This window comes from Myxosarcina sp. GI1(2024) (genome assembly GCF_053543375.1).
Map to the genome: position 1 here is coordinate 53,161 of NZ_JBKGTY010000014.1, position 24,257 is coordinate 77,417.

The 24,257-nt window shown below is 42.7% G+C and carries 18 protein-coding genes and 4 pseudogenes; 5 read left to right on the forward strand and 17 right to left on the reverse strand.

Annotation, left to right across the window (positions count from 1 at the left end; genetic code table 11):
• Nucleotides 1–228 precede the first annotated feature (228 nt).
• Nucleotides 229–1,596, forward strand: a complete 1,368-nt coding sequence (locus tag ACLFKQ_RS28225; RefSeq protein WP_449002957.1) for an aspartate aminotransferase family protein — start codon at nucleotides 229–231, stop codon at nucleotides 1,594–1,596.
• Between the two features lie 63 nt (nucleotides 1,597–1,659).
• On the opposite strand, the gene ACLFKQ_RS28230 is transcribed toward ACLFKQ_RS28225, so the two are convergent.
• Nucleotides 1,660–2,526 (reverse strand): DMT family transporter, encoded by an 867-nt coding sequence (locus ACLFKQ_RS28230; RefSeq protein ID WP_449002958.1) that lies wholly within the window; start codon nucleotides 2,524–2,526, stop codon nucleotides 1,660–1,662.
• Between the two features lie 205 nt (nucleotides 2,527–2,731).
• Between ACLFKQ_RS28230 and ACLFKQ_RS28235 the strand changes: the two genes are divergently transcribed.
• Entirely contained in the window at nucleotides 2,732–3,745 is a 1,014-nt protein-coding gene (locus ACLFKQ_RS28235) for a proline racemase family protein (RefSeq protein ID WP_449002959.1), read from the forward strand.
• 25 nt (nucleotides 3,746–3,770) lie between these two features.
• On the opposite strand, the gene ACLFKQ_RS28240 is transcribed toward ACLFKQ_RS28235, so the two are convergent.
• The 4 genes and pseudogenes from ACLFKQ_RS28240 to ACLFKQ_RS28255 all read right to left on the reverse strand — a co-directional run bounded on the left by ACLFKQ_RS28240 (nucleotide 3,771) and on the right by ACLFKQ_RS28255 (nucleotide 6,358).
• Nucleotides 3,771–4,280 (reverse strand): glutathione S-transferase N-terminal domain-containing protein, encoded by a 510-nt coding sequence (locus ACLFKQ_RS28240; protein WP_449002960.1) that lies wholly within the window; start codon nucleotides 4,278–4,280, stop codon nucleotides 3,771–3,773.
• Between the two features lie 202 nt (nucleotides 4,281–4,482).
• Nucleotides 4,483–4,599 (reverse strand): annotated as a pseudogene (locus tag ACLFKQ_RS28245) (tyrosine-type recombinase/integrase); the annotation flags it as partial.
• 21 nt (nucleotides 4,600–4,620) lie between these two features.
• Nucleotides 4,621–5,763 (reverse strand): IS4 family transposase, encoded by a 1,143-nt coding sequence (locus ACLFKQ_RS28250; protein WP_448998311.1) that lies wholly within the window; start codon nucleotides 5,761–5,763, stop codon nucleotides 4,621–4,623.
• Nucleotides 5,764–5,866: 103 nt separating this feature from the next.
• The gene (locus tag ACLFKQ_RS28255; RefSeq protein ID WP_449002961.1) at nucleotides 5,867–6,358 is read right to left on the reverse strand and encodes a tyrosine-type recombinase/integrase; all 492 of its coding nucleotides are present in this window, start codon (nucleotides 6,356–6,358) and stop codon (nucleotides 5,867–5,869) included.
• 289 nt (nucleotides 6,359–6,647) lie between these two features.
• On the opposite strand from ACLFKQ_RS28255, the pseudogene ACLFKQ_RS28260 reads away from it, so the two are divergent.
• Both ACLFKQ_RS28260 and ACLFKQ_RS28265 read left to right on the forward strand, forming a co-directional pair.
• Nucleotides 6,648–7,823: pseudogene (locus ACLFKQ_RS28260) on the forward strand (Tn3 family transposase).
• On the forward strand, nucleotides 7,810–8,664 hold the full coding sequence (locus ACLFKQ_RS28265; protein WP_449002962.1) for a Tn3 family transposase: 855 nt from the start codon (nucleotides 7,810–7,812) through the stop codon (nucleotides 8,662–8,664). The pseudogene ACLFKQ_RS28260 and the gene ACLFKQ_RS28265 overlap by 14 nt, the downstream one beginning before the upstream one ends.
• A 292-nt stretch (nucleotides 8,665–8,956) precedes the next feature.
• On the opposite strand, the gene ACLFKQ_RS28270 is transcribed toward ACLFKQ_RS28265, so the two are convergent.
• Nucleotides 8,957–9,943, reverse strand: coding sequence for a GntR family transcriptional regulator (locus ACLFKQ_RS28270; RefSeq protein ID WP_449002963.1), 987 nt, complete (start codon nucleotides 9,941–9,943; stop codon nucleotides 8,957–8,959).
• 401 nt (nucleotides 9,944–10,344) lie between these two features.
• On the opposite strand from ACLFKQ_RS28270, the gene ACLFKQ_RS28275 reads away from it, so the two are divergent.
• Nucleotides 10,345–10,782: a hypothetical protein gene (locus ACLFKQ_RS28275; protein WP_449002964.1), complete on the forward strand. Its 438-nt coding sequence runs from the start codon at nucleotides 10,345–10,347 to the stop codon at nucleotides 10,780–10,782.
• Here ACLFKQ_RS28275 and ACLFKQ_RS28280 read toward each other — a convergent pair.
• The 11 genes and pseudogenes from ACLFKQ_RS28280 to ACLFKQ_RS28330 form a co-directional block, all read right to left on the reverse strand.
• A complete protein-coding gene (locus ACLFKQ_RS28280; RefSeq protein WP_449002965.1) occupies nucleotides 10,732–11,451 on the reverse strand; it encodes an iron-containing redox enzyme family protein in 720 nt (239 codons plus the stop codon). The two genes, ACLFKQ_RS28275 and ACLFKQ_RS28280, sit on opposite strands and share 51 nt — an antisense overlap.
• Nucleotides 11,452–11,799: 348 nt before the next feature.
• A complete protein-coding gene (locus ACLFKQ_RS28285; RefSeq protein WP_449002966.1) occupies nucleotides 11,800–13,512 on the reverse strand; it encodes a 2-isopropylmalate synthase in 1,713 nt (570 codons plus the stop codon).
• Between the two features lie 40 nt (nucleotides 13,513–13,552).
• On the reverse strand, nucleotides 13,553–14,902 hold the full coding sequence (locus tag ACLFKQ_RS28290) for a radical SAM protein (protein ID WP_449002967.1): 1,350 nt from the start codon (nucleotides 14,900–14,902) through the stop codon (nucleotides 13,553–13,555).
• 139 nt (nucleotides 14,903–15,041) lie between these two features.
• Nucleotides 15,042–15,563 (reverse strand): aminoacyl-tRNA deacylase, encoded by a 522-nt coding sequence (locus tag ACLFKQ_RS28295; protein ID WP_449002968.1) that lies wholly within the window; start codon nucleotides 15,561–15,563, stop codon nucleotides 15,042–15,044.
• 739 nt (nucleotides 15,564–16,302) lie between these two features.
• Nucleotides 16,303–17,182: pseudogene (locus tag ACLFKQ_RS28300) on the reverse strand (IS4 family transposase); the annotation flags it as partial.
• Nucleotides 17,142–18,311, reverse strand: coding sequence for a DUF4158 domain-containing protein (locus ACLFKQ_RS28305; protein WP_449002969.1), 1,170 nt, complete (start codon nucleotides 18,309–18,311; stop codon nucleotides 17,142–17,144). The pseudogene ACLFKQ_RS28300 and the gene ACLFKQ_RS28305, both read right to left, overlap by 41 nt.
• Before the next feature lie 305 nt (nucleotides 18,312–18,616).
• Nucleotides 18,617–18,928, reverse strand: a pseudogene (locus ACLFKQ_RS28310) (reverse transcriptase domain-containing protein); the annotation flags it as partial.
• Nucleotides 18,929–18,972: 44 nt separating this feature from the next.
• The gene (locus ACLFKQ_RS28315) at nucleotides 18,973–20,289 is read right to left on the reverse strand and encodes a group II intron reverse transcriptase (protein WP_449002970.1); all 1,317 of its coding nucleotides are present in this window, start codon (nucleotides 20,287–20,289) and stop codon (nucleotides 18,973–18,975) included.
• A 16-nt stretch (nucleotides 20,290–20,305) separates the two neighbouring features.
• The gene (locus ACLFKQ_RS28320) at nucleotides 20,306–20,623 is read right to left on the reverse strand and encodes a hypothetical protein (RefSeq protein WP_449002971.1); all 318 of its coding nucleotides are present in this window, start codon (nucleotides 20,621–20,623) and stop codon (nucleotides 20,306–20,308) included.
• Nucleotides 20,624–21,208: 585 nt separating this feature from the next.
• Nucleotides 21,209–21,955 (reverse strand): reverse transcriptase N-terminal domain-containing protein, encoded by a 747-nt coding sequence (locus ACLFKQ_RS28325; RefSeq protein WP_449002972.1) that lies wholly within the window; start codon nucleotides 21,953–21,955, stop codon nucleotides 21,209–21,211.
• 932 nt (nucleotides 21,956–22,887) lie between these two features.
• Nucleotides 22,888–24,114 (reverse strand): S41 family peptidase, encoded by a 1,227-nt coding sequence (locus tag ACLFKQ_RS28330; protein WP_449002973.1) that lies wholly within the window; start codon nucleotides 24,112–24,114, stop codon nucleotides 22,888–22,890.
• Nucleotides 24,115–24,257 lie beyond the last annotated feature (143 nt).

Consider the following 24,257-nt stretch of genomic DNA (forward strand, 5'->3'; position numbering starts at 1 on the left):
CTCGGTGAAGAAGCTTCTGCTTAGTTTTCCAAGGATAACGAATTATAGTCATATAATTTAACCATTAAGCCCAGTTGCAGTTAATGTGACTGGGTTTTTTGTTTGTAGAGCGATCGCCTGAGTAAAAACTCTTATCGGTCATAGTGAGATTAACTATGGGAACGGTTAGCTCATGAGACTTTAGGTGATAATAGAAGTATGGGAGAGCTAGCTAAGGAGGGAGCGAGTATGAAAAGTTTAAAAATGCCTCCAGCTCAAAAAACCCGAAGTGTTAAAGTTTCACCTCCAGGTCGTAAATCGCAAGAATTGCTGGCGCGAATGAAAAAAGTCATTGGTAGAAGTAATTACTTCGGTCTATATGGCATTACTCTCGTTGGAGGTGAAGGTGCTTATATTATCGATCTAGACGGTAATGTTTATCTTGACTGTTTAGCTGCTGCTTCTTGTAATCTTCTTGGTTATAGCTATCATCAAGTTGCTGATGTCTATTACCAGGTAGCTAAGACGCTACAGAATTCCTGTTTTCCTTATTCACCCAATCGACAGGCGGTCGAACTTGCCGAACACCTAATTCGCATTACGCCCGGAGACTATCCCAAAAAAGTTCTACTCGGCTTAAGTGGCTCAGATTCCTGTGATGGAGCCATTCAAGCTATGCGTAAATACACCCAAAAATTCGCTTTGATTAAGTTTAAGAATGACTACCACGGCTCTACAGGTTTTTCCCAGGCTGCCTCTGGTTTTAGAACACTTAATGTGGGCATTTTTCCTACATCCCCCAATTTCATCACTATGAATTACCCAGTGACCCGACAACAACGGGATACAGTGCTGGAAAAAATAGAACTGACCCTGATGAAAGGGCGAGTGGGAGCAGTCATGGCTGAATCTATTCAAGGTGATGCTGGGATTTACGTACCTTATCCAGGTTTTTTCCCCCGTTTACGCGAACTTCTCGAGCGCTACAACGCGCTCTTAATCATTGATGAAGTGCAGAGTGGAATGGGCAGGACTGGAAAATGGTGGGCTATCGAACATGAAAATGTCGTGCCCGATCTTTTGGTGACTGCTAAAGGATTATCTGCTGGTTATGCACCGATCTCCGCTCTCGTCGGACGAGAAGAAGTGATTGATGCCCTAGCACCAGCCCAACATCTTTTTACCTATACTGGTCATCCACCATCGGCTGCTGTAGCCTCTGAAGTGATTCAACTAATTGAGAAACATAACATCATTGCTAATGCTGCCCAAGTGGGAGCCAGAATTCTCGAAGGACTCAAGCAGGTGCAAGATGCCTTTCCTCAAGTTATCACTGAAGTCAGAGGTCGGGGTCTGATGATTGGGGTAGAAATTAATCTATCTAACAATCGATTGGCAGGTAAGCTGTTTGCTACTAGATGCGTGGAAAAAGGAGTTTATCTAGGATACTTTGGTGTTAATCAAAATGTACTTAGGATTGAACCACCCTCGATCCTCAGTGATGAGGAAGCAGAGCTAATAACCAATACCATCTATGAAGTAGCTGAAGAAATGTCCACTAATCAAATCCCCAAAACCACTATTGATAAAGTTCATAAATATGCAATTGGTCTTTAAAGATTTACAACTTATATACTTAATATATGAAGAGCTGAAATCTTCATTCTCTCGTCAAAATAACTAATTTTTTCTAGTTAAATAAATTTGTTTGACTCCAGCCACAAAGATCGTCAAACAACCGACTGCTTGCCAGAAGGAAACAGTTTCAGAGTAAACAAATACACCTAGTAAAGTTGCGACCATAGGTTCTAGATAGGAAATCGTACTAAATTCATATACTTCTAAACTCTGAATGGCAATTATCATGAGTGTCAATGCTAGATACCCATGAAAAAAGCCAATACTTATTAACCAATACAACTCTGCTGGCTCTACCCAATCTGTTTTTGTCCAAATCATAAAGGGAAGTACAGTAATCATTCCCCAAAATAATTGATATAAGGAACGTATCGATGTAGATATTTTAGAATCGATTTTTCTGTTAAAGATTATAAACAAACTATAAGATAGAGCTGCTAAAATTCCCCAAAAATATCCTGGGTAATCTCGCCAATTTAATGAAACCTGAAACTCAAGAATGAATAAGAATCCGCCAAAGGCTATGGCAAACAATAACAAATTCTCCAGCTTGAGTTTCTCGTTTAACCAAATAGCTGCCAAAACCATTGCAATTATAGGAGCTAGGTAAAGTAAAAATACAGCATTAATTAATGTTGTAGACTTAATTGCTTCTGTATAGGTCAAAATAGCTAAAGCTAAAAAAACTCCACTTAAAACTAGGGGAGTAGATAATTTTGTCTGCCCAAGCTCATCTAGTTTTTTACTAATAGTTACCTGGGTAAGTAGCAACAATAAACCTATCCCCAATCTAGCCAAAGCAATAATTTTTGTATCGACAGAAATCTGTCGGACAAACAATCCTAATGTTGCCATAATAGTAGCTGCCAGGCTTCCTGCCATAAATCCTTTAACTTTTAGATTTTTCATCGACTAATTAATTATCGTCCCTCACGAAACATTTTTTCGAAAAACTCTTAGTTTTAATAATAATTTTTACCAAGTATTTTACAGCTTTCAATCAATAATAACTATCCAAAAACAAAAGCTAAAAAATGCAGCAAACTAGCAAATTTAGCCGACCAAAATGTTATTCTAAATATATAGGGTGTATAAATAAACAGGGGGTGAGACTATGACCAAGTTCACCCATATTATTTCAGCTATTGACGCTCACACAGCAGGAGAACCAACTCGAATTATTCTAAGTGGTTTGCCACCCATTTTAGGAAGTACAATGGCTGAAAAGAAACAGTATACGAGCGAGAATTTAGATTATCTTCGCACTCTTTTGATGCAAGAGCCTAGAGGACACAGAGATATGTTTGGAGCAATTATCACTCCACCAACTTCTGCTCTAGCTCAGTTGGGCGTTCTGTTTATGGATAATGCGGGTTATATCGATATGTACGGTAGTGGAATAATCGCCATCGCCACAGCTTTGATTAAAATAGGTACGATCTCACCCAAAGAACCTGAAACAGTTATTGTGTTTGATACGCCAGCGGGAGTTGTTGAAACTCATGCCAAGATCCGAGAAAGTGAGGTAGTTGAAGTCTCCATGGCTAATGTTTCTTCGTTTTTATACGCTAGAGATGTAGAATTGATGCTTCCCGAAGTTGGTCAAATTACCATTGATATCTCGTTCGGTGGTAATTTCTTTGCCATAATACCAGCACGGGCTTTGGGAATTGAGCTACACTGCAAAAATATTTCTCAACTGATTCAGTTAGGAAAAATGGTGAAGCAAGCTGTCAACGAACAGATTAAAGTAGAGCATCCCAAAGAAAATCACATTACTAAAATTGAACTTACAGAAATTTATGACCAACCAGATCCATCCCAGCCTTTTTCCAAAAGTGTAGTAGTGTTTGGAAATGGTCAGATGGATCGCTGTCCATGCGGTACTGGAACCTCGGCTTTAATGGCTACTCTCTACAGTAGAAATAAACTGCAATTAGGTGTCGAATTCACTAGTGAAAGCATCATCGGAACTCAATTAAGAGGAAAACTAATTCGGGAAACCCAGGTTGGTGATTTTGTAGCAGTTTTACCTGTCATTACTGGAAATGCCTATCTGACTGGAATTCAACAGTTTGTAGTAGAGCCAAACGATCCGCTCAAGTATGGTTTTGTTGTAGAGCAGTAAATTGAGGCAGTTCGAGGGGAGTGTATTAGGTCAAAATTTTAAATAACCTAGCTTGAACCTGACCTACGTTGCGTTCGGCTAGCTCGAAAATCACCTCTGGCTGGTTGAGTACATTGAAGTAAAATAGCTCGCGGGTGCGAGGACCTAAATGACAGTTGTAATGCTCATCTAGTCGGGCAACCTCATCATTGGGAAAAAGCGTATCTTGGGAACTTAAAAAACGCTCGGAGAGATACCTCACGATGCGCGAGGATTTAACTATAATCTCGCCGCGAGCGCTTCTGAGGATTGGAGTAGAAAAGCGCGTCGAGTGCGAATCCGACTCACCCCCCAAACCGACGACAAATGGCGTGACCGCAAAGTGAACAATTGGCATCAACGGTCGTTCCCGATAGGCAATCCCCAAGCGATCCATAGTCCAACGAACTTTTTCAACGTAGTGGGAAAAACGGATCGAAGTTAACTCAAAGGTCGCGGGAGCTAAAATCCCGCGCTGCTTTGAGCGTTGCTCAAATTCTGGCTGGCGAACATTCATAACAATATTAGTGGGTGCGGAGCGTAATCGTACTTTTGAAGGAACTCTTGGATTTCGGGATTGGTGTCGATGTTCATTAATTATTTGAGCGGTGAGAGCGATCGCACCTCTTCAAGATTTTCAAGCCGATAATTAATCTGGATAAACAACAAACCTACATCGCCTTTGTATAGCAACGGAGAAATTTTGGTCGGTAAGAGAATTAATCAGACCAAAATTGGTTAAAGCAATTAGCTGAAAGCGTTGTGTAGCGCACAGTATGTTGAATATTCTTGTGACCAAGATACTGCTGAATCATTCGTATATCATGTCCGTCATTCCTGAAGGGGTGACAAGGGAGCTAGAAAGATTGCTGGATAATAAACATAGCTCGTAGACCCCTCTGGTAAAAAGGCAGCTTATTGAGATTGAGCCACATCAATTTGTTTATCCATTCCTTCATCAAGGTAAATGAAACCAGCCAGCTACTACCATATAAACCAAGCCAAAAGTAGCTGTTGCGAGTCAAAGATTGTTTAATTTTTCGATGGCGACCGATGTATTTAGACTGACCTCGAAGGCTAAGAGTATGTCCTTTGAACACCGAGTGAGTGTAAGCAATGGCGATGAGCAAAACTAGACGAGTAAGGCGTTCAATCTGAGCTTGCGACCCCTCGAGATTGTAGCCACCTGACTTGCAATCTTTAAACATCGCCTCAATCCCTACGCGCTTTTTATAGGCTTTGACAGCTTCAGGTAAATTGGGTAAATTTGTCAGCAGATACCAGGGTTCCTTTGCCCCCATGCCTCGGTAAATACGTCGCCAATAGACCCCTAAATAAATCCCCGAAACTTGATGCAGTTGAGTGACTTTAGTTTCTTGATAAAACCGTTGGTCTCCTGGATTAACGTCTAGGTCTTTTAAGGGAGTAAAACCTAATTGAGTTACCATTATCTTCGTACTCTTTCTCTGTCGAAGCACAAAGTAGACCTGCTGCTGGGTCAGCCACTTAGCTAGTTCAACACTCTGGAATTCTCTGTCTCCTAAAATAACGATTTGGTGTTGTTTAAACAGCTTCAATACTGGACGTAATATGGCTTTTTGTTGAGCGAAGTTACTGGCTCCTTTCTTCTCTAGAAACTGCCAGTATATAGGCAAAGCTCTTTTCGCCATCACTACTCCAACCATGAACAGATTTTTATCTTGCCATTGAGTTCTATCTAAGACTAGATAAATTGTCTGGTCTGGCAAGAATTTCTTTTGAACTACTTCTTTGACTATGGGAAACCAGACTAACGAAACTGATAAAGCTGAGGACTTCAAAAACCTTTGGATTCGGCGACGACGGCTCTCATATTTAATTGGTAAAGGGAAGTATGCAGCTAGTCTTTCTATCTTTACTTGTTTGTAGGTCTGGATAAGGTATACCAGCACTTCCAAAGTAATTAGTTGGTCATCACTCAGATAACGTGAAAGATGATTGCGGTACAATTGGTTTAACATTTTTTAGGGTTCGGTCGGATTCTCAATAACTGACCGAATCTTTTTTACCATAGGTTGTCTCTGTTCCCTACACTGTCTGACTTCTCACAGGGTTGTCACCCCGTCAGCCGTCATTCACTAACTTATAGCCACAAGCGTGTCGAAGCATATGAGGATGCACGGTCAAAGAGATTGAAGAACATTCAGCTATACGAGTCAGCAGTTTACGAAAACCAGCAGCGGTCATAGGACTTCCCCGTTCTGTGACAAACATATAAGATGAAGGCGAAGATTCTCGTTCGAGTTTTCGTAATGCACGCAGTTCTGGACCTCTTAGAGGATGAACGCTCTCGATACCACGTTTCAATCGTCGAACATGAAATAAACCCGTATCAAAATCTATTTGTTCCCATCGTAAGGCACACAATTCTGATACTCTAAGACCATGACGATAAGTAAGTAAGATCATTGTGGCATCACGATGTCCATAGCGACCGCGTTTTTTAGCTACAGCAATCAACTCTTCAACTTCATGAGGAACTAGATATTCGCGAGGTCGTTTCTCTTTATAAGAAACAAAGGTTGGTGGAACTGTCCCACTTTTGATGTTTGGCATTGTTTAACCAAGAAACGCAATCGAGAGGGTTCGAGCAGATTTTCGTACTCAAACTGTCCCACTTACAGTTTATAGTGAGACAGGCGCGACCGTGTAAATAATGCCCGTCCAATTTCTCTCTGAAGCAGAACATAAATCTCTCAATCGGTTTCCATCTGAAGTAAGCTCAGAAGATTTAAACCGCTTTTTCTTACTCTCAGATATACTATTTCACATGGCTTGCGAACACCTCAAGCAGCAAAAAATCCTCCGTATTGGCACGACTATTCTAGCTAGGATGGTTGCGACAATGAGAGTTAAAGCCCAGGAAATTAATTATCACAGCCTTAAAAACTTGTTGACTACAGAACGGAGTACTTGGCTCGATAGTTTATTAGAAATAAAACCAGATGAGACTAGAACTCCTCTGTCCTGGTTACAGAGAACCCCAACAGGCAACAACCCTAAACAAATTTTAGAGACGCTGGATAAGATATCATTTCTACAGCAGTCGTCAGTTGATACTTGGGATTTGAGTCAACTCAATCCCAACCGTATTAATCACCTTGCCAAAATTGGGGCAAGAGCTACGAACCAATATCTTCAACGGGCATCGGAAGTTAGACGCTACCCTATCCTGATTTGTTTTCTTAAGCAGTCATTGTATAACTTCACTGACGATCTAATTGAAATGGTAGACCAACGTTTGTGGGAGTTATATAACCAAGCCAAACGTAACTTTGATAGTGATCGCTTAATGGCTAGTAAAACTATCGACGAGAAGCTGAAGACATTACAAGATATCGGTCAAATCCTTTTAAACCAAGACATCGAAGATAATTCGGTTCGAGTTAAAACATTTGAATATATTACTCCTGACGATTTAAAGGTATCACTAAAAGAAACCCAACAGCTAATTCGTCTTGTTTTGATGGGTCAGGTGGAAGAACTGCTAAATCAACCAGATAGCGATCTCAGGGAAGAACGAGGTTCGTTAGTTCTCAGTTCCTTTAAGGCAGACGAGAAAACCCTGGAGTTGAAGCGTTTAGCTGAAGAAATTACTGCTCGCTTGCCCAGAATTGAGATTACCGATCTTTTAGTAGAAGTAGATAGCTGGACGGATTTTAGCAATGCCTTTGAACATCTCAATCAGGGGCAAAATCAAGATTATAATTCTTGGCTCAGTCTTTACAGTTGTTTATTGGCCCAAGCTTGTAATCTGGATTTTCAACAGATGGCCACTTCCACTGGTTTATTGTACAGACGTTTGTGTTGGTTCAATAATTAGTATATTCGGGATGAGACTTTGCGTTCGGCTAACAACGTATTAATTGATTATCACTATGACCTGCCTTTGAGTCATTTATGGGGAGGTGGGATGTTATCTTCCTCTGATGGTCAAAGATTCCCCGCTAAAGGTTCTTTGCGTCAAGCTCGTTCCTTACCCCGTCCTGCTTGGTTATGGGAAAGGGGTGACTTTTTATAGTTGGACTAGCGACCAGTTTTCCCAGTATGGCAGTAAGCCAATACCCGCTACGGTTAGAGATGCTACCTATGTTCTGGATGAAATTCTGAATAATGAAACCGAACTATCAATCCTAGAACACACGACGGATACCGCAGGATACACGGAGGTTATTTTTGCCTTATTTGACTTATTAGGAATGCGTTTTTCTCCCCGTATTCGAGATTTAGCTGACCAGAAGCTTTATCGAACCAGTGATATTGACCTCGATCTCTATCCGCTACTCAAAGAGCATATTCAGGGAACTATTAATCAGCAGCTAATTTTGGATGATTGGGACGAGATGCTTCGCTTGGTGGGTTCTGTTAAAATGGGCTGGGTTACAGCCTCATTAATCATTCAAAAACTTCAAGCTTTTCCTCGAAAACATCCTTTAATGAGGGTTCTTCAAGAGTATGGCAGGCTCATCAAAACTATTCATATTCTTCGTTGGTATGCCGATGAAAGCAATCGGCGCAGACTTAAGCGACAATTAAACAAAGGAGAAGCTTTGCACAGTCTTCGTTCTCACCTTTTTTATGCCAACCAAGGAGAAATTAAAACTCAGCAAGATGACCGATTACTCAATCAGGTCGGATGTCTGAATTTAGTGACCAATGCCATTATTGTCTGGAATACAGTCTACATCAATAAAGTTGTCCAGCAACTTCAACAAGAAGGGCATCCTGTCGATGATGAAGATTTAAGGCATATTTGGCCAACCCGCCACGCACATATCAATGTTTACGGACAATATCATTTTGATAAAAAACGATTGAGGAAAAAACACCCCTTGAGAGCTTTACGAAATCCTGGTTCTTGACCTTACCGACCAAAATTGTTCCGTTGCTATACAAAGGCGTACTTCATCAACATTGCCATGACCAGGTTCATCAAGGTGTGTATGACAAGCACCAGATTGTTGAGAAGCTGGATGAATCTAAAGGTTCACGTCCAGTTTTGCAGACGAGTCGGAGGGGTGACTCTTCGGCTTAGTTTAACTCTCCCCCATGTTACGCAGCCAAACGAGATTTGGATAGTTTGAGCTAGGACTCAGCAATCAATTTTGAACGAAATTTCAATAGTTTCAGTTGTTAAGTGCGTAACATCAGTCCTTAATTAGAAACAGTTGTCCGCTCGGATTGAATTGCAGCTAAACGAGCTTTCAAGAGCGATATATTGTCTATATCGAGACGAAAATTAAACACCATAACTCGGTCGGCTAGATCGAACTGCTGACGGACATAGTTTTCGACCGATGAAGATACGACAACTAGCTCTACTTGCTCCAAAATTTGAGGATTTTGCTGAAGGTCTTCAAAATCTATGGCTTGAAGATTTAAATGAAGAATACCAGCTTTCTCTGACAAAACTTTCATCGTTTCACTTTCTGTCTTACTAGAGGCAACAAGCAGCACTCTATGGTGACGAGGTAAGGATGAAAGTTGCATTAATAGTTCTAGGTTAGGCTTAACATCAATGGCAAACACTTCTTGTTCGCTTATTGCTCTAGATGTAACCTTCCATAAAAACTCCGCTGTCGTGATGACCAAATCAGCATTCTTTAGCTCTTTTAGGCTTTCTTTACGATTAGCTTTTAAATCTGACCAAGGAAGAAACAATATAGGAACTCCGATTTCTTCTTTTATCGCCTCATATATTTTTTCTTTATACTGTTTGGTCGCCACAAATACTACTTTCACAGAAGTAGCAAGTGTACGAGATGATAATAGTGCTAGTGAATAGGCAGCTACTCCAAATTCCGCTGCACTTAATTTAAACTGAGCTGCCAGATCGTATGTTTCGGCTAACAGAGCGTAAATGTGTTGGTGACTTCTGCTTTTTTTTACAATTTCATTTTGAGCGACGAAAGTTCCTTTTCCTCTTTGAGCAATTAGATAACCAGATTCGATTAAGTCATTATAGACGGCGGCCACTGTGTTATGGTTGACCCCCAGATGTTTGGCAAATTCAACTACAGTTGGCAAACTGTCACCCGATTGTAATTCATTCAAAGCAATTAACAGCTTTACCTGTCCGATAATTTGAGCCTTAATATTTATGGAAGAATTGGAGTCTACAATAATAGGAAGGAGCTGCATTAGTTTTTGACAAGTTTGTGCTTCATTCGAGAAAAGGAACTATTTGTTGAGTGCTTTTCGATGATTGAACAAAATCTTCGGTTTTAATAATCAAACAAATAAAAATTATTTAATTCCGATCTTATATATCAGATTAAAGTATTTAAGTCAATTGTAATATACATTACAAAAAAAAGATTAAATTCAAAATTTTTATTTAAATACTAGATTTTTTTCTCTCAAGACTTTAAAATAGTCACTTTATAAAGATAGCATTATAAGACTTATAAAGCACAGTAAATTTCAAGTGCATTAAGATTTCGAAATGCTTAAATTTATTTTATAAGCAAATGGAAGCAAGTTTTGATTGAAAAACGTTACTATAGATTTGGGTTTAAAAAATTTTATTACTACATGGCTTTATGTCTTTTGAAAATTATGCCATCCAATATAGAGAGCTTTGTTCTGACTCTACTCAATTCTTACAATTTTTCGAACCTAAATTTAGTTACAGAAAGGCGGTAATTAATAACAATAGTCAAGATACTACTGGTATCCTCGTAGTAGATCTCAAGGGAAGGATGATCAGCTTAAACAAAAATTTTATCTCTATGTGGAATCTTTCTCAGGAAATAGTTAGCTTGCAAGATGATTGGCAAGCCATAAAATTAGTTTCCACACAGTTTGAAAATCCCGCTTCTTTTTTAAAAGAAATGAGAAAAATTTATGACCAGAGAGACTTAAAGATTTATGATTCAATTAAATTAAAGAATGGTCGAATATTCGAGCGCCTAACCAAACCTCAATTTTTAGGCGGTCAAATTATTGGCAGAATTTGGATATTTCGGCAAATCACCTAAAGTAGATTGTTGAATAACTTGGCTTTCATGAGAGGAAATATCACTCCAAGAATCGAGCATCCGACCGTATAAATTCGCCATTTCCCAAGCAATTCGAGCATAGACTTGACCCAATAGGGAGTCTGGGTCGCACTGAGGGATTAATTCTAGCCCCATTGCTAAGTGTTGTCGATCGATATCTTTGTGAACTTGCCAATAACGTCCCACTTTCAGTCCTAGTTCAGAGAGTTTCGGGTTCGCCGCCGAGAAAAAATCATAGGAAATACCCTCTGAGATTAAATTCATAGCAATGACTTGGTGAGCAGGAGATTCACGTAGGACAGAGCGAAAACAATAAGCACTCACTGTAAGAGTTTCTAGCGTAGCAGGAACACTGGTTGGACTTTTGTCTGGTTTGAGAAATTCGTGTTGGCGCATCCAAGCCTCTAGCTGAGAGCAGTGCTCTACTTCCTCCATTGCGTGTCGGGCAAAGCAAGCTTGAAAACAAGGATCTTGACACATGGCATGGCGTAAAGATAGTGCTGAAGTAAAATCACGAGACTGATAGTATAACTGGTTAATCCAGCCGCTAATGTCTTCTGATTTTGAAGCTTTAGTTAATTTCTTGTAAAAAGTTCCTTGGAGAAGATAACTACGATATTTATCTGCCAAGTTCATTAGCCATTGCATTTATTAACTTCCTCTCTAATTTCTATATCTATATATTGTTAAATTATATATATTAGGTTAACTAAAACCATTGTGCTGAGTAGATTACAATTACAGTTTTAGCGTTTTTTATGCTCGATTACTGTCTTAACGACAAATACTATTATAATATATTTTCTATACCAATATGGTAGTATATTGATCGAATTAATGAGGAGACAACAATGTATCCTAGCTGCGATCTATACGTTAAAGCAACTAGGGCGTGTCATCAATTAAGCCAAATAACAGAGGCGTGCCGTGATAAACAGAACCTAAAAAATTAACTGCTGTTTGATTATAGCGAGTTGTGATCGGGGTTCGGTTAAACTAAGCCAAAGGGTCACCCTTCTGACTTAGTTTAACTGTACGCCTATGTCCCTCCTGTGGCAATTGATTGATGGCGTTGAGCAGCGCTCGCATTGTGGAGGCGACTCTGTCCGTGTCCATTGCGAGACCTGCGTAACGTTTGCCCTGAAACTTCAACCGGACAATGGTGAGAGTTTCTTGCGCAGGGGCGCGGTCAACGACCTGTTGCTCACACTCCAGTAACCTGAAATCGAGCTGGGTTTCGTCGCGTAGACCGTTGACACACGCTTCCACATTGCGCATGCCCTGGTTTTGGATCTTTATTGTCGAACCATATCCATCATCGATCATTGCCGTAAAGCCATGCTTCGTGGTCGTGTCGTGGTGGATGTTCGTCAGAACCAGTTTTCCCAGCTTACTCTCATTGACGAGGTAGTGTTCTTCGAACAATCGCCAGATCTCATCGGGATGGAGCTCTCCGCCCAGACCATCAGCCCTGCGTTGCACAATCGAGCTGAACTCGATCTGTAACCAGCGTGGCAGGACCGCGTTGAACCTGTTCTGCAGCACGAACGCAATCCCTCCCTTCCCCGATTGGCTGTTGATACGAACGACATTCTGGTAGCTGCGCCCCAGGTCGCCAGGGTCAATGGGTAGGTAGAGCACCTCCCATATCTGCCCCTCCTGGTACGTGTCCAGGCACTTCTTGATGGCATCTTGGTGCCCGCCGGAGAACGCAGTGAATACCAGCTCTCCGGCATAGGGGTGGCGGGGATGAACATCGATCTGCGTGCATTCTTGAACGACGGTCGTGATGCGATCCATATCGCTCAGATCGAGTTGGGGATCGACGCCCTGGCTATAGAGATTCATCGCCATGGTCAACACGTCCATGTTGCCCGTACGTTCACCATTGCCAAACAAAGTGCCTTCGACCCGTTGTGCACCGGCCATGACCCCCAACTCGGCAGCAGCCACCGCACAACCACGGTCATTGTGGGTATGAAGACTGACGATGACGGAATCGCGGTTGCTGATGTGTCTACAGAACCATTCGATCTGGTCGGCGTATACGTTCGGAGTAGAGACTTCGACCGTCGACGGTAGCGTATTGATAACGGTCCGCTCCGGCGTGGGTTGCCAAGTACGATTGACCGCGTCACAAACTTCGACCGCGAACTCCACCTCCGTTGCCGAGAAGCTCTCCGGAGAGTACTGGAACGTCCAGTCCGTCTCTGGTTGGCGCTCCGCGTACCGCTTGAGCAGGCGGGCGCTGGATATGGCGATGTCGACAATGCCCGCCTTGTCAAGTTGAAAGACCTTCTTCCGCTGTAGGGGTGAGGTTGGATTGTAAATATGAAGGATGACCCGCTTGGCGCCTAGCAGTGATTCGAAGGTCCGCTTAATGATCTCTGGGCGAGCCTGCGTCAGCACCTGAATGGTCACGTCTTCGGGTACTCTATTCTCTCTGCAGAGATGGCGCACGAAATAGAAGTCGGTCGCTGACGCGGCAGGAAAGCCCACCTCGATTTGCTTGAAGCCAATGTCGACCAGTAAATCGAAGAACTTTTCCTTTTGTGCCAGAGACATGGGTTTGATGAGCGCCTGGTTGCCATCCCGCAGATCGACACTGCACCACTGCGGTGCAGTGTCGATCTGGTTATTCGGCCAAGTTCGATCTGGCAGGGATATCGGATCAAATCGCTTGTACTTCCTATGATCGAATTTTGACATAGTACCTCCAAGAATTGGAACGAGTCCAAGACAAAAGCGGCTACACGCTGGTTGTGGGGGCGGTAGTCTGTGCCTTGCGCCTGATGGTCGTGAGGGGACGCGGTACTTCGGTGTACTCCACCTTGCCAGGGGCATAGATCGCCAAGAATTCAGCCAGACTCGTTTCGAAAAGAGTGTCGGTTCTGGGCTGTTGAACGCGTACCGGGTCGGTGAACAGACATCCGGCAGCATCTGGATTCATGCCGAGCGAGGACAACGCGTTGAATCGGGGTTGACAGCCGTTGGGAACCCATTGACGACGTCGAGCCCAGGCCGTCTCCAGCCCCTTGGTCAGCTCTTCCCCATGCATGAAACGCAGATCCATGAAGGGCTCGACCTCGCCGACGCAGCCGAACACGTTGCCCGCGACCTTTCCATCGGGACCAACCATGCCATCGGTGATTCTCAAGCCATATTTTTGTTCACACTCCGACACCAAATGAGCACGCCCCGGCGGCATCCATCCTGTCACCCAGAGGAAGTAACGGGCCTGAAGTACAGTTGAGGTGAACTCTTCGGCCGACATGTAGTCGAGGCTCTTCAAGTCCTTCTTGGTCGGCATGTCGCCAGTCAACGCGATAGCGCAGTTGTTCTGATAGGCCCAATACAAGGTGGATAGATAGGCGGCCTTTCCTTCTGGATTCATGTAGTTGTCCAGCACAACTCTCGTCATGGCCAAAAGTTTGCCGTCTTTGTCAAAGACCGGCGTATTGAGCTTCTTGTCATGGAAGATGATGTCGATGGCCTGCAGCATATAATCCCAGGCATCGGGTTGACCCAGGATACGATTATAGATGTCTGGCGTCATGTGAGGCTCAAGTCCATGGAACTTGAAACCGACGCTGCCACCGGATTCGATAATGAACGGCAGAAGCTTCTCGATCTTGATACCGGAGTTGAACACGATGGCTCGTAGCCCAAGTTTAATGGCATGCTCGAGCATGGGTATCGTGTCGGTGTTAAGGACCGGCTCACCAGCGCCCTCGATGATGAACGTTTCGGTACCCAAAAGCTCTTTAGCCACCGACAGAATGTGCTTCTTCTGCTCCAGGGAGAGCGGCGAGGGATACTTGCCCTTGCGGTTACTCTGGTTGGAATAGGTATAGCACATCTCGCACTTGTAACGGCACACCGACCCCGTATCGAGGACCAGGTAAGGCATCTGACCGTTGACATAAACGCGCCGTTCGACTTCGGCTTTTGTATGATGCCAGCCCAGAGGAGGATTGTAGTAGAACCTGTTTACGGGAAGCTGCTCACGGAGCTGGGCATATTGATCCGGAGGGCTATTCTTGACATCGTTGTAGATCTTCTCAAAGACAGATATGTCCATGTAGTTGGGTAACATCATTGGCTTCATGTTGGCGTATAGGTTGATTGCTGGTTTCTTTGGTTTCTATAGAAGAGAGTGTTGAGGCTTCGGGAGACCAGGAAAAAGAGACCGTGTGTCCTGGGGAGCGGCAAGCCTCAAGGGAGTAAGACCTTGCGATCTACTCGTGAGATGACTCCGTATGGTCAGCGAGGTCGACGAACTCTCCATCGGTCAATTGCTGTAGGTCAGCCGTATTGACGAGCAAGACGCCGTGGGAAGTGCCGGCACCGACCCAGGCGGACTCGTAACGTTTCAGGTCCTGATCGATGTAGGTGCGAAGCTTTTGCACATGCCCAAAGGCAGGTACGCTGCCGATGGAAAAGCCTGTTTGGTCTTTCACGAACGCAGCATTGGCCTTCGCCAGTGTGAAGCCATGGCTGGCCGCCAGCTTATCAATATTTACTCGGCTCGAGCCAGAGACAATCAAGAGGACAGCATCGCCGCGATTCGTGTCCTTGAATACGAGAGATTTCGCGATCTGATCGAGACTTGCCCCGACCGCATGAGCAGCTTCTTCTGCGCTGCGTGCTGATGCTGGGAGTTCCCTGAGCTCATAGCGAATACCATTTCTCGTCAGTATATTTGTGACAGGTGACGCGCTCGCGTCCTTTGTCTTACGTGTGCGTGAGTCGTGCTTCATACGAAACCTCTTGGAAAAATTATGAGAATTCGAAACTTTCCTGACAAGCCTTACGCAACTGGCGCAGCGAAAACGTTTCTGTGGCTATGTCAAAGACATATCGTTAATTCAGCAACACCAATCTAATTAACTCGGAATTACTTCCTATCTATCCAGAAGTAATTGTAGTCCAGTACGTACCATCCCCATCAGAATAATACCTCACCCAATACGTTCCTTGGGTTAGATTCACTGCCCATCCAACTTGGATAAAGTGGGCTTTTCATTAAGACTTGGACTTGTTCAACATTTTGCTACTCTCCTTTACGGTTAGTTAGTTTAGATTAATAATACTATTAAAGTATTAATGCCAAAACTAGTCAAGTAGTTAAACTGCTTTTATACAAAGTTAGCGGGACCAGCCCTTTCAAGGTGTTGTAAATTTCCTCAAATTCTAGTTAATTGAAAAAATACAGTTGACAGATAGGAAAAAGCCAAAATGATTTTATACCAATTTAAATTGAAGACATGACAGATCAACTAGACTAAAGAAAGTAGTTTAGTTCTTTTTAGGTGATGGTAGGTGTAATCTCAATACAAGTGAAGGAAAATTTAGAAGATTTAACAGCAAGATTACGTCAAGCAAAGACTTTAAAGGTAAAAGAAAGATTACAGGTACTTTACCCCACATTCCGCGGGTCGATCACTGGTTATCCATTTATTTTAGATGCCTTATCTGTCGTGAATACCATTTAAATTGGTATAACCAAGTCGCCCAGATTTGTAGTTTAATGCCATTAATTGAACCAGTCCCAAGATAACTCAGCCCTAACATTCGTTTGACAGTCTTAAAAGCATCTTCAATGCGCCATCGTTTTTGGTACAGATCGATAAAAACATAGGGAGGTAATACTTCTGGTTCAAAAACCGAAGTCAAATAGGAACGCCAAACTTTACCTACTCGAATTTCAATTAACCGAAGAGTAACAATGGGAGTCTTTTTTGTTCCAGAACCGATCTTAACCAAGCGATCGCGTAAATTATAATTATCGGTAAAAACCTGTTGATACTCAATGGCAGCATTAATCTTAATGCGGGTAATAAAGTGAACGCCCCGCTCGATTAATTGTCGCCAAAACTGAAAATGATAAAACCTGCGATAAGCGCAAGAGTAAAGTCTGGGCTGAAACTAACTGTAACAACTTGTCTTCACAACGGGCATCGGAGGCATTCGGTTTTTCCTGAAACCAAATTTCCACAGGCAACCGTGTGACTAAATCCATGACCACAACCATCTTGCCAGCTAATGAACCTGGTTTAACCTCCTCTAAGCTCTTGAGCTTACGAAATAAAGCCTCCAAGGTCGAACCATCGGCACACCAAATGCTCTCAAATTTAGCTCGGGTAAATTGCACACTTTCGGGCAACGGTCGATTTTGACGAGCCAACCATCTAATTTTCAAGGTCGGCAAGATTTCCTGAAAAATTCTCTCGAATAAGATAGCAGGAAAAGTCAAAAATCTTTGAGATAAAGCTTGTTGACTCACTTTTGTCCGCTTACACCATAAAAATCCTTCTGTTTCTAGTAATCGACTTAATTCACTCACTCCCGGTACATCTCGCCACAATAACATCAACAGGATAACCTTCAAGCCGAAGTTGCTGGACAACTTTATCGATATAGACCGTATTCCAAACGATAATGGCATTGGTTACTAAATTCAGACATCCGACCTGATTTAGTAATTGGTCATCTTGCTGAGTTTTGATTTCTCCTTGATTGGCATAAAAAAGATGAGAACGCAGACTGTGCAAAGCTTCGCCTTTGTTTAATTGTCGCTTAAGTCTGCGCCGATTGGTTTTCTCAGCATACCAACGAAGAATATGAATAGTTTTAATGAGTCTGCCATACTCCTGAAGAACCCGCATCAAAGGGTGTTTTCGAGGAAAGGCTTGCAGTTTTTGAATGATTAATGAGGCTGTAACCCAGCCCATCCCAATTTTGGCTAAGTAATTGATACGGTTGGGATTGAGTTTGCTTAAATCCCAAGCATCAACCTGATTTTGCTGCAAAAATGAGATCTTATCGAGGGTTTCTAAAATCTGTTGGGGATTATTACCTGTTGGCGTTCTCTGTAACCAGGAGAGACGGGTTCTTTTCTCATTTGGCTCTACTTCCAACAAACTATCGAGCCAAGTAGTTCGTACCTGGGTTAATAAATCTTGAAGGCTTTGATAGATTAGTTCGCTAGCTTTAGCTCTAGCTGTAGCAACCATCTTAGCTAAAATAGTCGTGCCAATACGAATGATTTTTTGCTGCTTGAGGTGTTCGCAAGCCATCTGGAACAGTAACAACGGCTGATTGTGTTCTAATGCTCGCTCCGTCAACCATTGCTCTAAACTCGACAAATCAGAATTAGATGCACGGCGATATCCTAACAATGCTTGGATCTTTCGTTGGTGTTCTCTCTGGGTGCTTGACCGCTTACCGTAGAAAACCAATAACTCTGGAATTAACTGTAGCTGTTGAGCTACATAGTTAACCACTGACTCTGGTAACTCAAGTTCTTCGGGGAAAAATCCTAAATATCGCAAACAACATAGCTGTAAGGCAAAGCCCAGGCAATTATGTTCGGCTCGAAGCTGTTTGAGAATTGATAATTCTTTATCTGAGAGTAAGAAAAAGCGATTCAAAACTTCTGAACTAATTTCAGAAGGGAAACGATTGAGGGACTTATGTTCTGCTTCAGAGAGAAATTGGACGGGCATTATTTACACGGTCGCGCCTGTCTCACTATATAGCGGTGTTCTGGTTAATTAAGTACACTTAGTTTACGTATTCAATAGGATTGAGATTTATAACTGTACTTAACTTGTTTGCACACTGCTGTAAACTGTAAGTGGGACAGTTTGAGTGCCAAAATCTACTCGAACCCTCTCGATCGCGTTGAAGGGTCAAACAATGCCAGACATCAAAAGTGGGACAGCTCCACCTTTCTTTGTTTCTTACAAAGAGAAAAGACCTCGTGAATATTTAGTCCCCCATGAAGTTGAAGAGTTAATTGCTGTGGCCAAAATTTTCCGTTTTTCTGGAGGAGGAAATTCCAACCCAGGAAATCAAATCCATCTGTCGTTGCTGTTAGCTTGGTCTTCCTTTCACTAATTTCCATACCTCTTACAGCTAGAAATTCTTTAACTTGGTCAAGTATTTTATTTGCATCATCTTCGGGTTTGAGGATAAACACCATGTCATCGGCGTACCGAATTGAGTTGTGAATGTCCTCTATTCCGTTGAGAGCTATATTTGCTAAAAGTGGCGAACATGGAGTAGGCACAAAGCGCACCTTCCAACCTTGCGATTGGTGTGTTTCTTCATACCTCTCCCCAAACCGTACGTGACAATTTCTCGTCATACGGCTTTCCATCATTGTTACCTCCGACCAAACGAGGGTGTTTTAGCATGACATGGGCGACATAGTAGCTGAAGATTGTCTTCAGTGTCCGAACCCTTGCTTTTGCGTGGTTTAATGTGATGCAAATCTAGTTTACCTAGTGCGCCACAGCATTCGCATTTTGCGCCCCTCTCGGCTTTGATTTTCTCTTTGAGTTCGCGCCATGTGACATTCTCAGCATTTCCCATCCAAATTGTTTGGGATAAAGGTATTTCTGGCTGTGCTGCTGATAATGTTCCAAGCCTTTCTAAATAAGGGTTTTCTGGTGAACGAGAGCGGTATTTCTTTAAGGGCAAATCACTCATCCTATAAAGGAAAAGGTAATTATCCCCGTTGATTACACCAAAGTTCCATCTCTTGCCGTTTTCTCGGAGTTTGAATCTATCTAGTACTTTTCGTTTGGACACTTTATGCCGTTTATTCAACCAAAGAAATAACCTTTCGTTGACCCAGAAGTCTAGGTCTTTGGCTATTTTCTTGGTGTTTGTATGGCAATAGTAGTTAATCCACCCTCTGAGTACTGCGTTCAAAGCGGAGATTTTGAGTAATGGTGAGTCTTGAAACCACTTTCGTCTGGTCATTTCCTTGACCTTGAGCTTTAGCTTTTTAATGTTTTCCTGTGCTGGTGTGACCAACATTTTGGGTCGGTCATTAGATTTTACGTATCTTTGAACGTGAAAACCCAAAAAGTCAAAGCCCTGATTTACGTGAGTAATATGAGTTTTTTTGGGGGAGAGTTCGAGTTTTAGTTCTTCCCAAAGGAATGTCTGGAACTCTTCTTTTAGCCTGACGGCTTCTGCTTTACCACCGTTGGTAAGTAGTAGCCAGTCATCAGCGTACCGAATTAACGCGCAGTTTCCCATGTGGTTGTTTCGACGACGTTCTTTCTGTTTGCGGTGTAGGTTGCCATATTTGTTCCACCAGTAGAGGTCTAGTTGGTGTAAGTAGATGTTCGCTAAAATTGGCGAACAGATTGCACCCTGCGGTGTTTCCGTTTCGGTGCGCTTGAACAAACGACCTTCCATAATTCCCGCCTTAAGAAAGCGTTCTATTAATTTTAGGAATCTTTTATCAGCAATTCTTTGAGCCAGCAATTTCATCAGTATTTGATGGTGTATGCTGTCAAATGCTCCTTTGATATCCCCTTCAATGACCCAGTAGTATTTATTGCGTCGATTGATGTAGCTATCTAATCTGGCGATGCAATCCTGAGTTCTGCGTCCTGGTCGAAAACCATTGGAACAGTTTAGGAATTCGCTTTCATAAATAGGTTCTAACACCATTTTGACAAGCATTTGTACTACTCGGTCTTTAATCGTGTGGGCGAGTTTTACCGTTAGACTTGGGAATGTAAATTCGACGAACGGGCGTTGGGCGGAATTGCTTAGAGCGTAGTTCCGCTTCTAGCTTCTGAACGAACTCAGCTTTTGCTGTGTCTGATTGTAGAGCTTTCTTTGTTACCCCGTCTATTCCTGCCGTCTTTGACCCTTTGTTTGAGAGTATTGTCTCTAAGGCATCGGTAATCCAATCTCGACGACAAATGAGTCGGTAGAGATGGTCAAATTGGTGTTCCTTTTGGAACTTTGCTTTGATGGCGAGACTACGTTGGGTCTTGATAATATCGGACATACTTCTTAGTCCTCTCAGTTTCCTGTTTGTATCTCTAACAATGACTGCCATCCTTCGCCATGTACTAGACTATTTTCTAGCTCGGACTACTACGATGGCTCTGCCACGCAATAACTACTTCAGTTGCAGTTAACCCAGCCTGTATTCAGACCAGTTATTGCGCTTCCTACGTTCATACTTCGGTAAGTGGTTATATTTAACCGTAGGCTTCTTCTTTACTTCGTAAGGATATAGACCTAATATCCCCGACATCAGTTGATAATTTGTACCCTTGTAATTAGAGCAATTCAGACCGCGTCAAAAGTCTTTTTCAGTCAAACGAATGAACATTGACTTACCTGATATCTCACGCCATCTCTGTTTTTTAACAGCGTGTCCAAGGTGTAGGAGCGTTGGACGAAGATTCCTTTCGTAGCCATAGTTAAATTCAGGCTCGAAGCCTCATACTGTAACAGAGTGCCAGTATTTTGCTCCTTGTTCCCCAGGCTTCAAACAGGTTCTTACTCATTGTCCCCTGCCTGCTGGGTCAGCCTTAGCACATTAGGGAATGTACTATCTCTTGGTAGTTTTCACTCTCCTTGAGCATTACCAAAGTACGCTTCGTAGCGCACTCGTCCCACCTTGAGGGGTTCCCTTATTGGTAGAATGAAACATCTCAGCTTCTACATAACCTGCTTTGAGCCACTGCTTTATCAGTTCTCGCCCTGGAATTTGTCCAATTTGAGTGAGAATAAAAGAGTGACAGATGTTGTCAAATGCTCCTTTAATATCGGCATCGAGTATCCAGGTATCGCAGCCGTTTCTGAGCCTTAGAAAACATTGTTCAATGGCATCGTGGCAACTTCTACCAGGTCGAAAGCCGTAACTGTGAGCTTCAAAACGAGCTTCCCAGCTAGGTTCAAGAGCATTTTTCATCATTGTCTGTGTGATTCGGTCGGTTAAACAAGGAATTCCCAATGGTCTTTGTTTTCCATTCTTCTTGGGAATGTACACCCGTTTAGTGGGGCGAACTTGCCAAGGAGAATATTCCCTGAGCTTTTTGACCAGATTGACCCGTTGTTGAGAAGTTAGGGCTATCTGCCCATCTAGTCCAGGCGTTTTCTTGCCTTGGTTTTCTTGGGTCACTTTTCGCACAGAGAGTAGCAGATTGGAGTAACTGCGTAGCATGAGTTTCATAAGGCTGCGAACCTTATTCCACTTATGATTCTTAGTGGCACGATAAATCCTCTGTCTCAAATTCCTCACACGCTTTTTAACTGTCTTCCAATCAATGTCCGACCAGTTGGTAAGCTGTTCTGAAGCTCCGATGTCTAATAAGACTCTATCTTTCACTGTCAGTTCGGTTATTTTACATTGGTTTATCGTTGAAAACCTGCCAGAAGTCTGCATCCTTTCGGATTGAGGAATTTTCCTCTATCCTCTGCATTACCAGAGACTTTCGCTTTTTCTGGCATCCTTTACCCTCTGAGTAATTCAGCTTTCCTTACGGTAGGCTTACTCTTTTTAACCAGAGAACTCATAGGGCTTACTGTAGTTTCGAGTATCTGAGCTGCGTTCGGGGTGGGTTCTGTCTATACTCCGATGGGAATCAAGTCTGTCGCTTAAAGGACTAGCGAGCCTTTAGGCTACCCATTTACCTTTTGGTTTGAGTGTATCAGCCTTATTTCACTCATTGGGAAGTGACGAAGTTTCCTTAACAGTTCACATTTGCGTTAACCCGTCCGAACTTCCTCTCGCCCGTTTCCAGTTTTAGGCTACTAGATTCGGTTACTTTAGTGGTCTGCATTCCATTGGATTCATTACTTACTACCAATGTGACCAGAGTCAATGACTCTTTTACTTGAGGACAGTGGGACAGACTCCACTGAGAGATAATTCTCTACTCAATTGGGAATGATTTCCCTACTCAATTTTCTACATCGCACCGCTAGTTTTCCCCCAACTTATGTTTTTGCGATCGCTAAAATCAACACATCCAATCGCTGTATTGATTGTATAGCAAAGGTTTTAGCGACAGGCTGCACTATATCGCACAAACCTTCTATTTAGGTCAAGTCACAAGAAATGCATGATATTGCAATTGGCTTGTTTATTAACAGATATGAATTTGGTGTAGATATTTGACTACCTTACCAACAACTTCATAACACCATCCTCTTTGTCATTGCTGTCTAAAAAATTAGATAACCACAGGGTTATTCTGTCTTTCTCAACTTTTTGCGACAGAACCCAAGATCTGAGTTTAACCGAGCATTACAAAAGTTCTACTTGAAGTCAACAGCTTCTAGGGCTACCGCGATCGCCTGTTCTTTCTGAAGGTCTGAACCTTGAGCATACTCTAGTGAAAACGGAACTTCAATATCTGGCTTAACTCCGACTCCTTCTATTCGCTGGTTTTCATCCAAATATATATCCGCGACTGCCAGGTACAAGACACTACCGTCACTCATCCCATACAGGTTTCCCTGAACCACTGCACCCGCCGTTTTAGCACCTACAACAGTACCAATTCCATATTTACGAAACCCGTAGGCAAGAATTTCTTTACCACTTCGACTTTTTTCATTGACAAGCATCACTACGGGCTTACTCCAAGCGGAACTAAAAGTGGATGTCCGATTTTGGGTAATTCCAGTGATTCTGATATTTCGAGGCGTGTATAGATTGAGATAGGAAGCAGAAGCACCGCCCCACCCTTCTCTTAAATCAAGCACAAAACTATCTACATCTTTCAAGCGTCCATAGAATAATTCGGTTTCAAGTTGCTTTTGAAACTGTTCGCCTGCATAAGACCAAATATGGACGTAGCCAATTTTTTTCCCTGCTTGCTCAATGACTTGAACGCTTGCTTTCATGGCATCCAAAAACATCGTTGTTCCATCGAGTGTTTTTGGCGTGACCGTAATTTCTTGGCTGTCGGAAGTGGGAGAGCGTTGAATCGTGAGCTTAACGGGTTGATTGGCTTTGCCAGTAAAAGACTGAATGGGATGAAAGGGTTGACCCTCGACGCTCAGCAATCGATCGCCAACTAGTAGTTCAGCCTCCGATGCAGGACTGCCATCGAGAATCGCACTGATAAAGGTATTTCCATTCCGCTGTTGAGTGAAAATGCCAATGCCAGTGTATTGAGGTTTGCCATCAGGCAGAATAGTTTTAAGTTGCTGCTGTAATTTAGGATTTGACCGTAAGAATATACCTAAGATTTGGTAATATTTTGGGTCATCTGGTGTATAGAAATAAGTATGTGAGGTTCTCAATTCGGAAAGCATTTGATTAATGACCCGTGCTAGATCGGCTTTCGATTGAGCCTGGTTTGCTTGAGGTTTATATTTTTCATGAATGTCTCGCCAGTTTATACCATTGAAGTTTGGGTCGAAAAAATTGTCGTTGACGGTTTGCCACACTTGCTCAAAAGTATCAGGTTTCGATTGTCCGACGACGGGCAAGCTGGGCGCGAACACTCCCCACAGAAACAGGATGAAAGTACTCATCAACGCGATCAGCTTCGCTGCCAGGCTTGGCCTGATCGCGCAATGTCTGCGAAAGCCGCTCGCGATTAGGCGGATATGGCGTATCTGGTTCAATTGCTGCACATCATATCTCGGAACTCTTCTTAGTATCGAAACAGATATTT

Excerpts from the sequence above, each read along its gene's own strand:
- ACLFKQ_RS28225 (WP_449002957.1), top strand. The coding sequence starts at position 229 with ATGAAAAGTTTAAAAATGCCTCCAGCTCAAAAAACCCGAAGTGTTAAA.
- ACLFKQ_RS28230 (WP_449002958.1), bottom strand. The coding sequence starts at position 2,526 with ATGAAAAATCTAAAAGTTAAAGGATTTATGGCAGGAAGCCTGGCAGCT.
- ACLFKQ_RS28235 (WP_449002959.1), top strand. The coding sequence starts at position 2,732 with ATGACCAAGTTCACCCATATTATTTCAGCTATTGACGCTCACACAGCA.
- ACLFKQ_RS28240 (WP_449002960.1), bottom strand. The coding sequence starts at position 4,280 with ATGAATGTTCGCCAGCCAGAATTTGAGCAACGCTCAAAGCAGCGCGGG.
- ACLFKQ_RS28250 (WP_448998311.1), bottom strand. The coding sequence starts at position 5,763 with ATGTTAAACCAATTGTACCGCAATCATCTTTCACGTTATCTGAGTGAT.
- ACLFKQ_RS28255 (WP_449002961.1), bottom strand. The coding sequence starts at position 6,358 with ATGCCAAACATCAAAAGTGGGACAGTTCCACCAACCTTTGTTTCTTAT.
- ACLFKQ_RS28270 (WP_449002963.1), bottom strand. The coding sequence starts at position 9,943 with ATGCAGCTCCTTCCTATTATTGTAGACTCCAATTCTTCCATAAATATT.
- ACLFKQ_RS28275 (WP_449002964.1), top strand. The coding sequence starts at position 10,345 with ATGTCTTTTGAAAATTATGCCATCCAATATAGAGAGCTTTGTTCTGAC.
- ACLFKQ_RS28280 (WP_449002965.1), bottom strand. The coding sequence starts at position 11,451 with ATGCAATGGCTAATGAACTTGGCAGATAAATATCGTAGTTATCTTCTC.
- ACLFKQ_RS28285 (WP_449002966.1), bottom strand. The coding sequence starts at position 13,512 with ATGTCAAAATTCGATCATAGGAAGTACAAGCGATTTGATCCGATATCC.
- ACLFKQ_RS28290 (WP_449002967.1), bottom strand. The coding sequence starts at position 14,902 with ATGATGTTACCCAACTACATGGACATATCTGTCTTTGAGAAGATCTAC.
- ACLFKQ_RS28295 (WP_449002968.1), bottom strand. The coding sequence starts at position 15,563 with ATGAAGCACGACTCACGCACACGTAAGACAAAGGACGCGAGCGCGTCA.
- ACLFKQ_RS28305 (WP_449002969.1), bottom strand. The coding sequence starts at position 18,311 with ATGCCCGTCCAATTTCTCTCTGAAGCAGAACATAAGTCCCTCAATCGT.
- ACLFKQ_RS28315 (WP_449002970.1), bottom strand. The coding sequence starts at position 20,289 with ATGCTTGTCAAAATGGTGTTAGAACCTATTTATGAAAGCGAATTCCTA.
- ACLFKQ_RS28320 (WP_449002971.1), bottom strand. The coding sequence starts at position 20,623 with ATGTCCGATATTATCAAGACCCAACGTAGTCTCGCCATCAAAGCAAAG.
- ACLFKQ_RS28330 (WP_449002973.1), bottom strand. The coding sequence starts at position 24,114 with ATGAGTACTTTCATCCTGTTTCTGTGGGGAGTGTTCGCGCCCAGCTTG.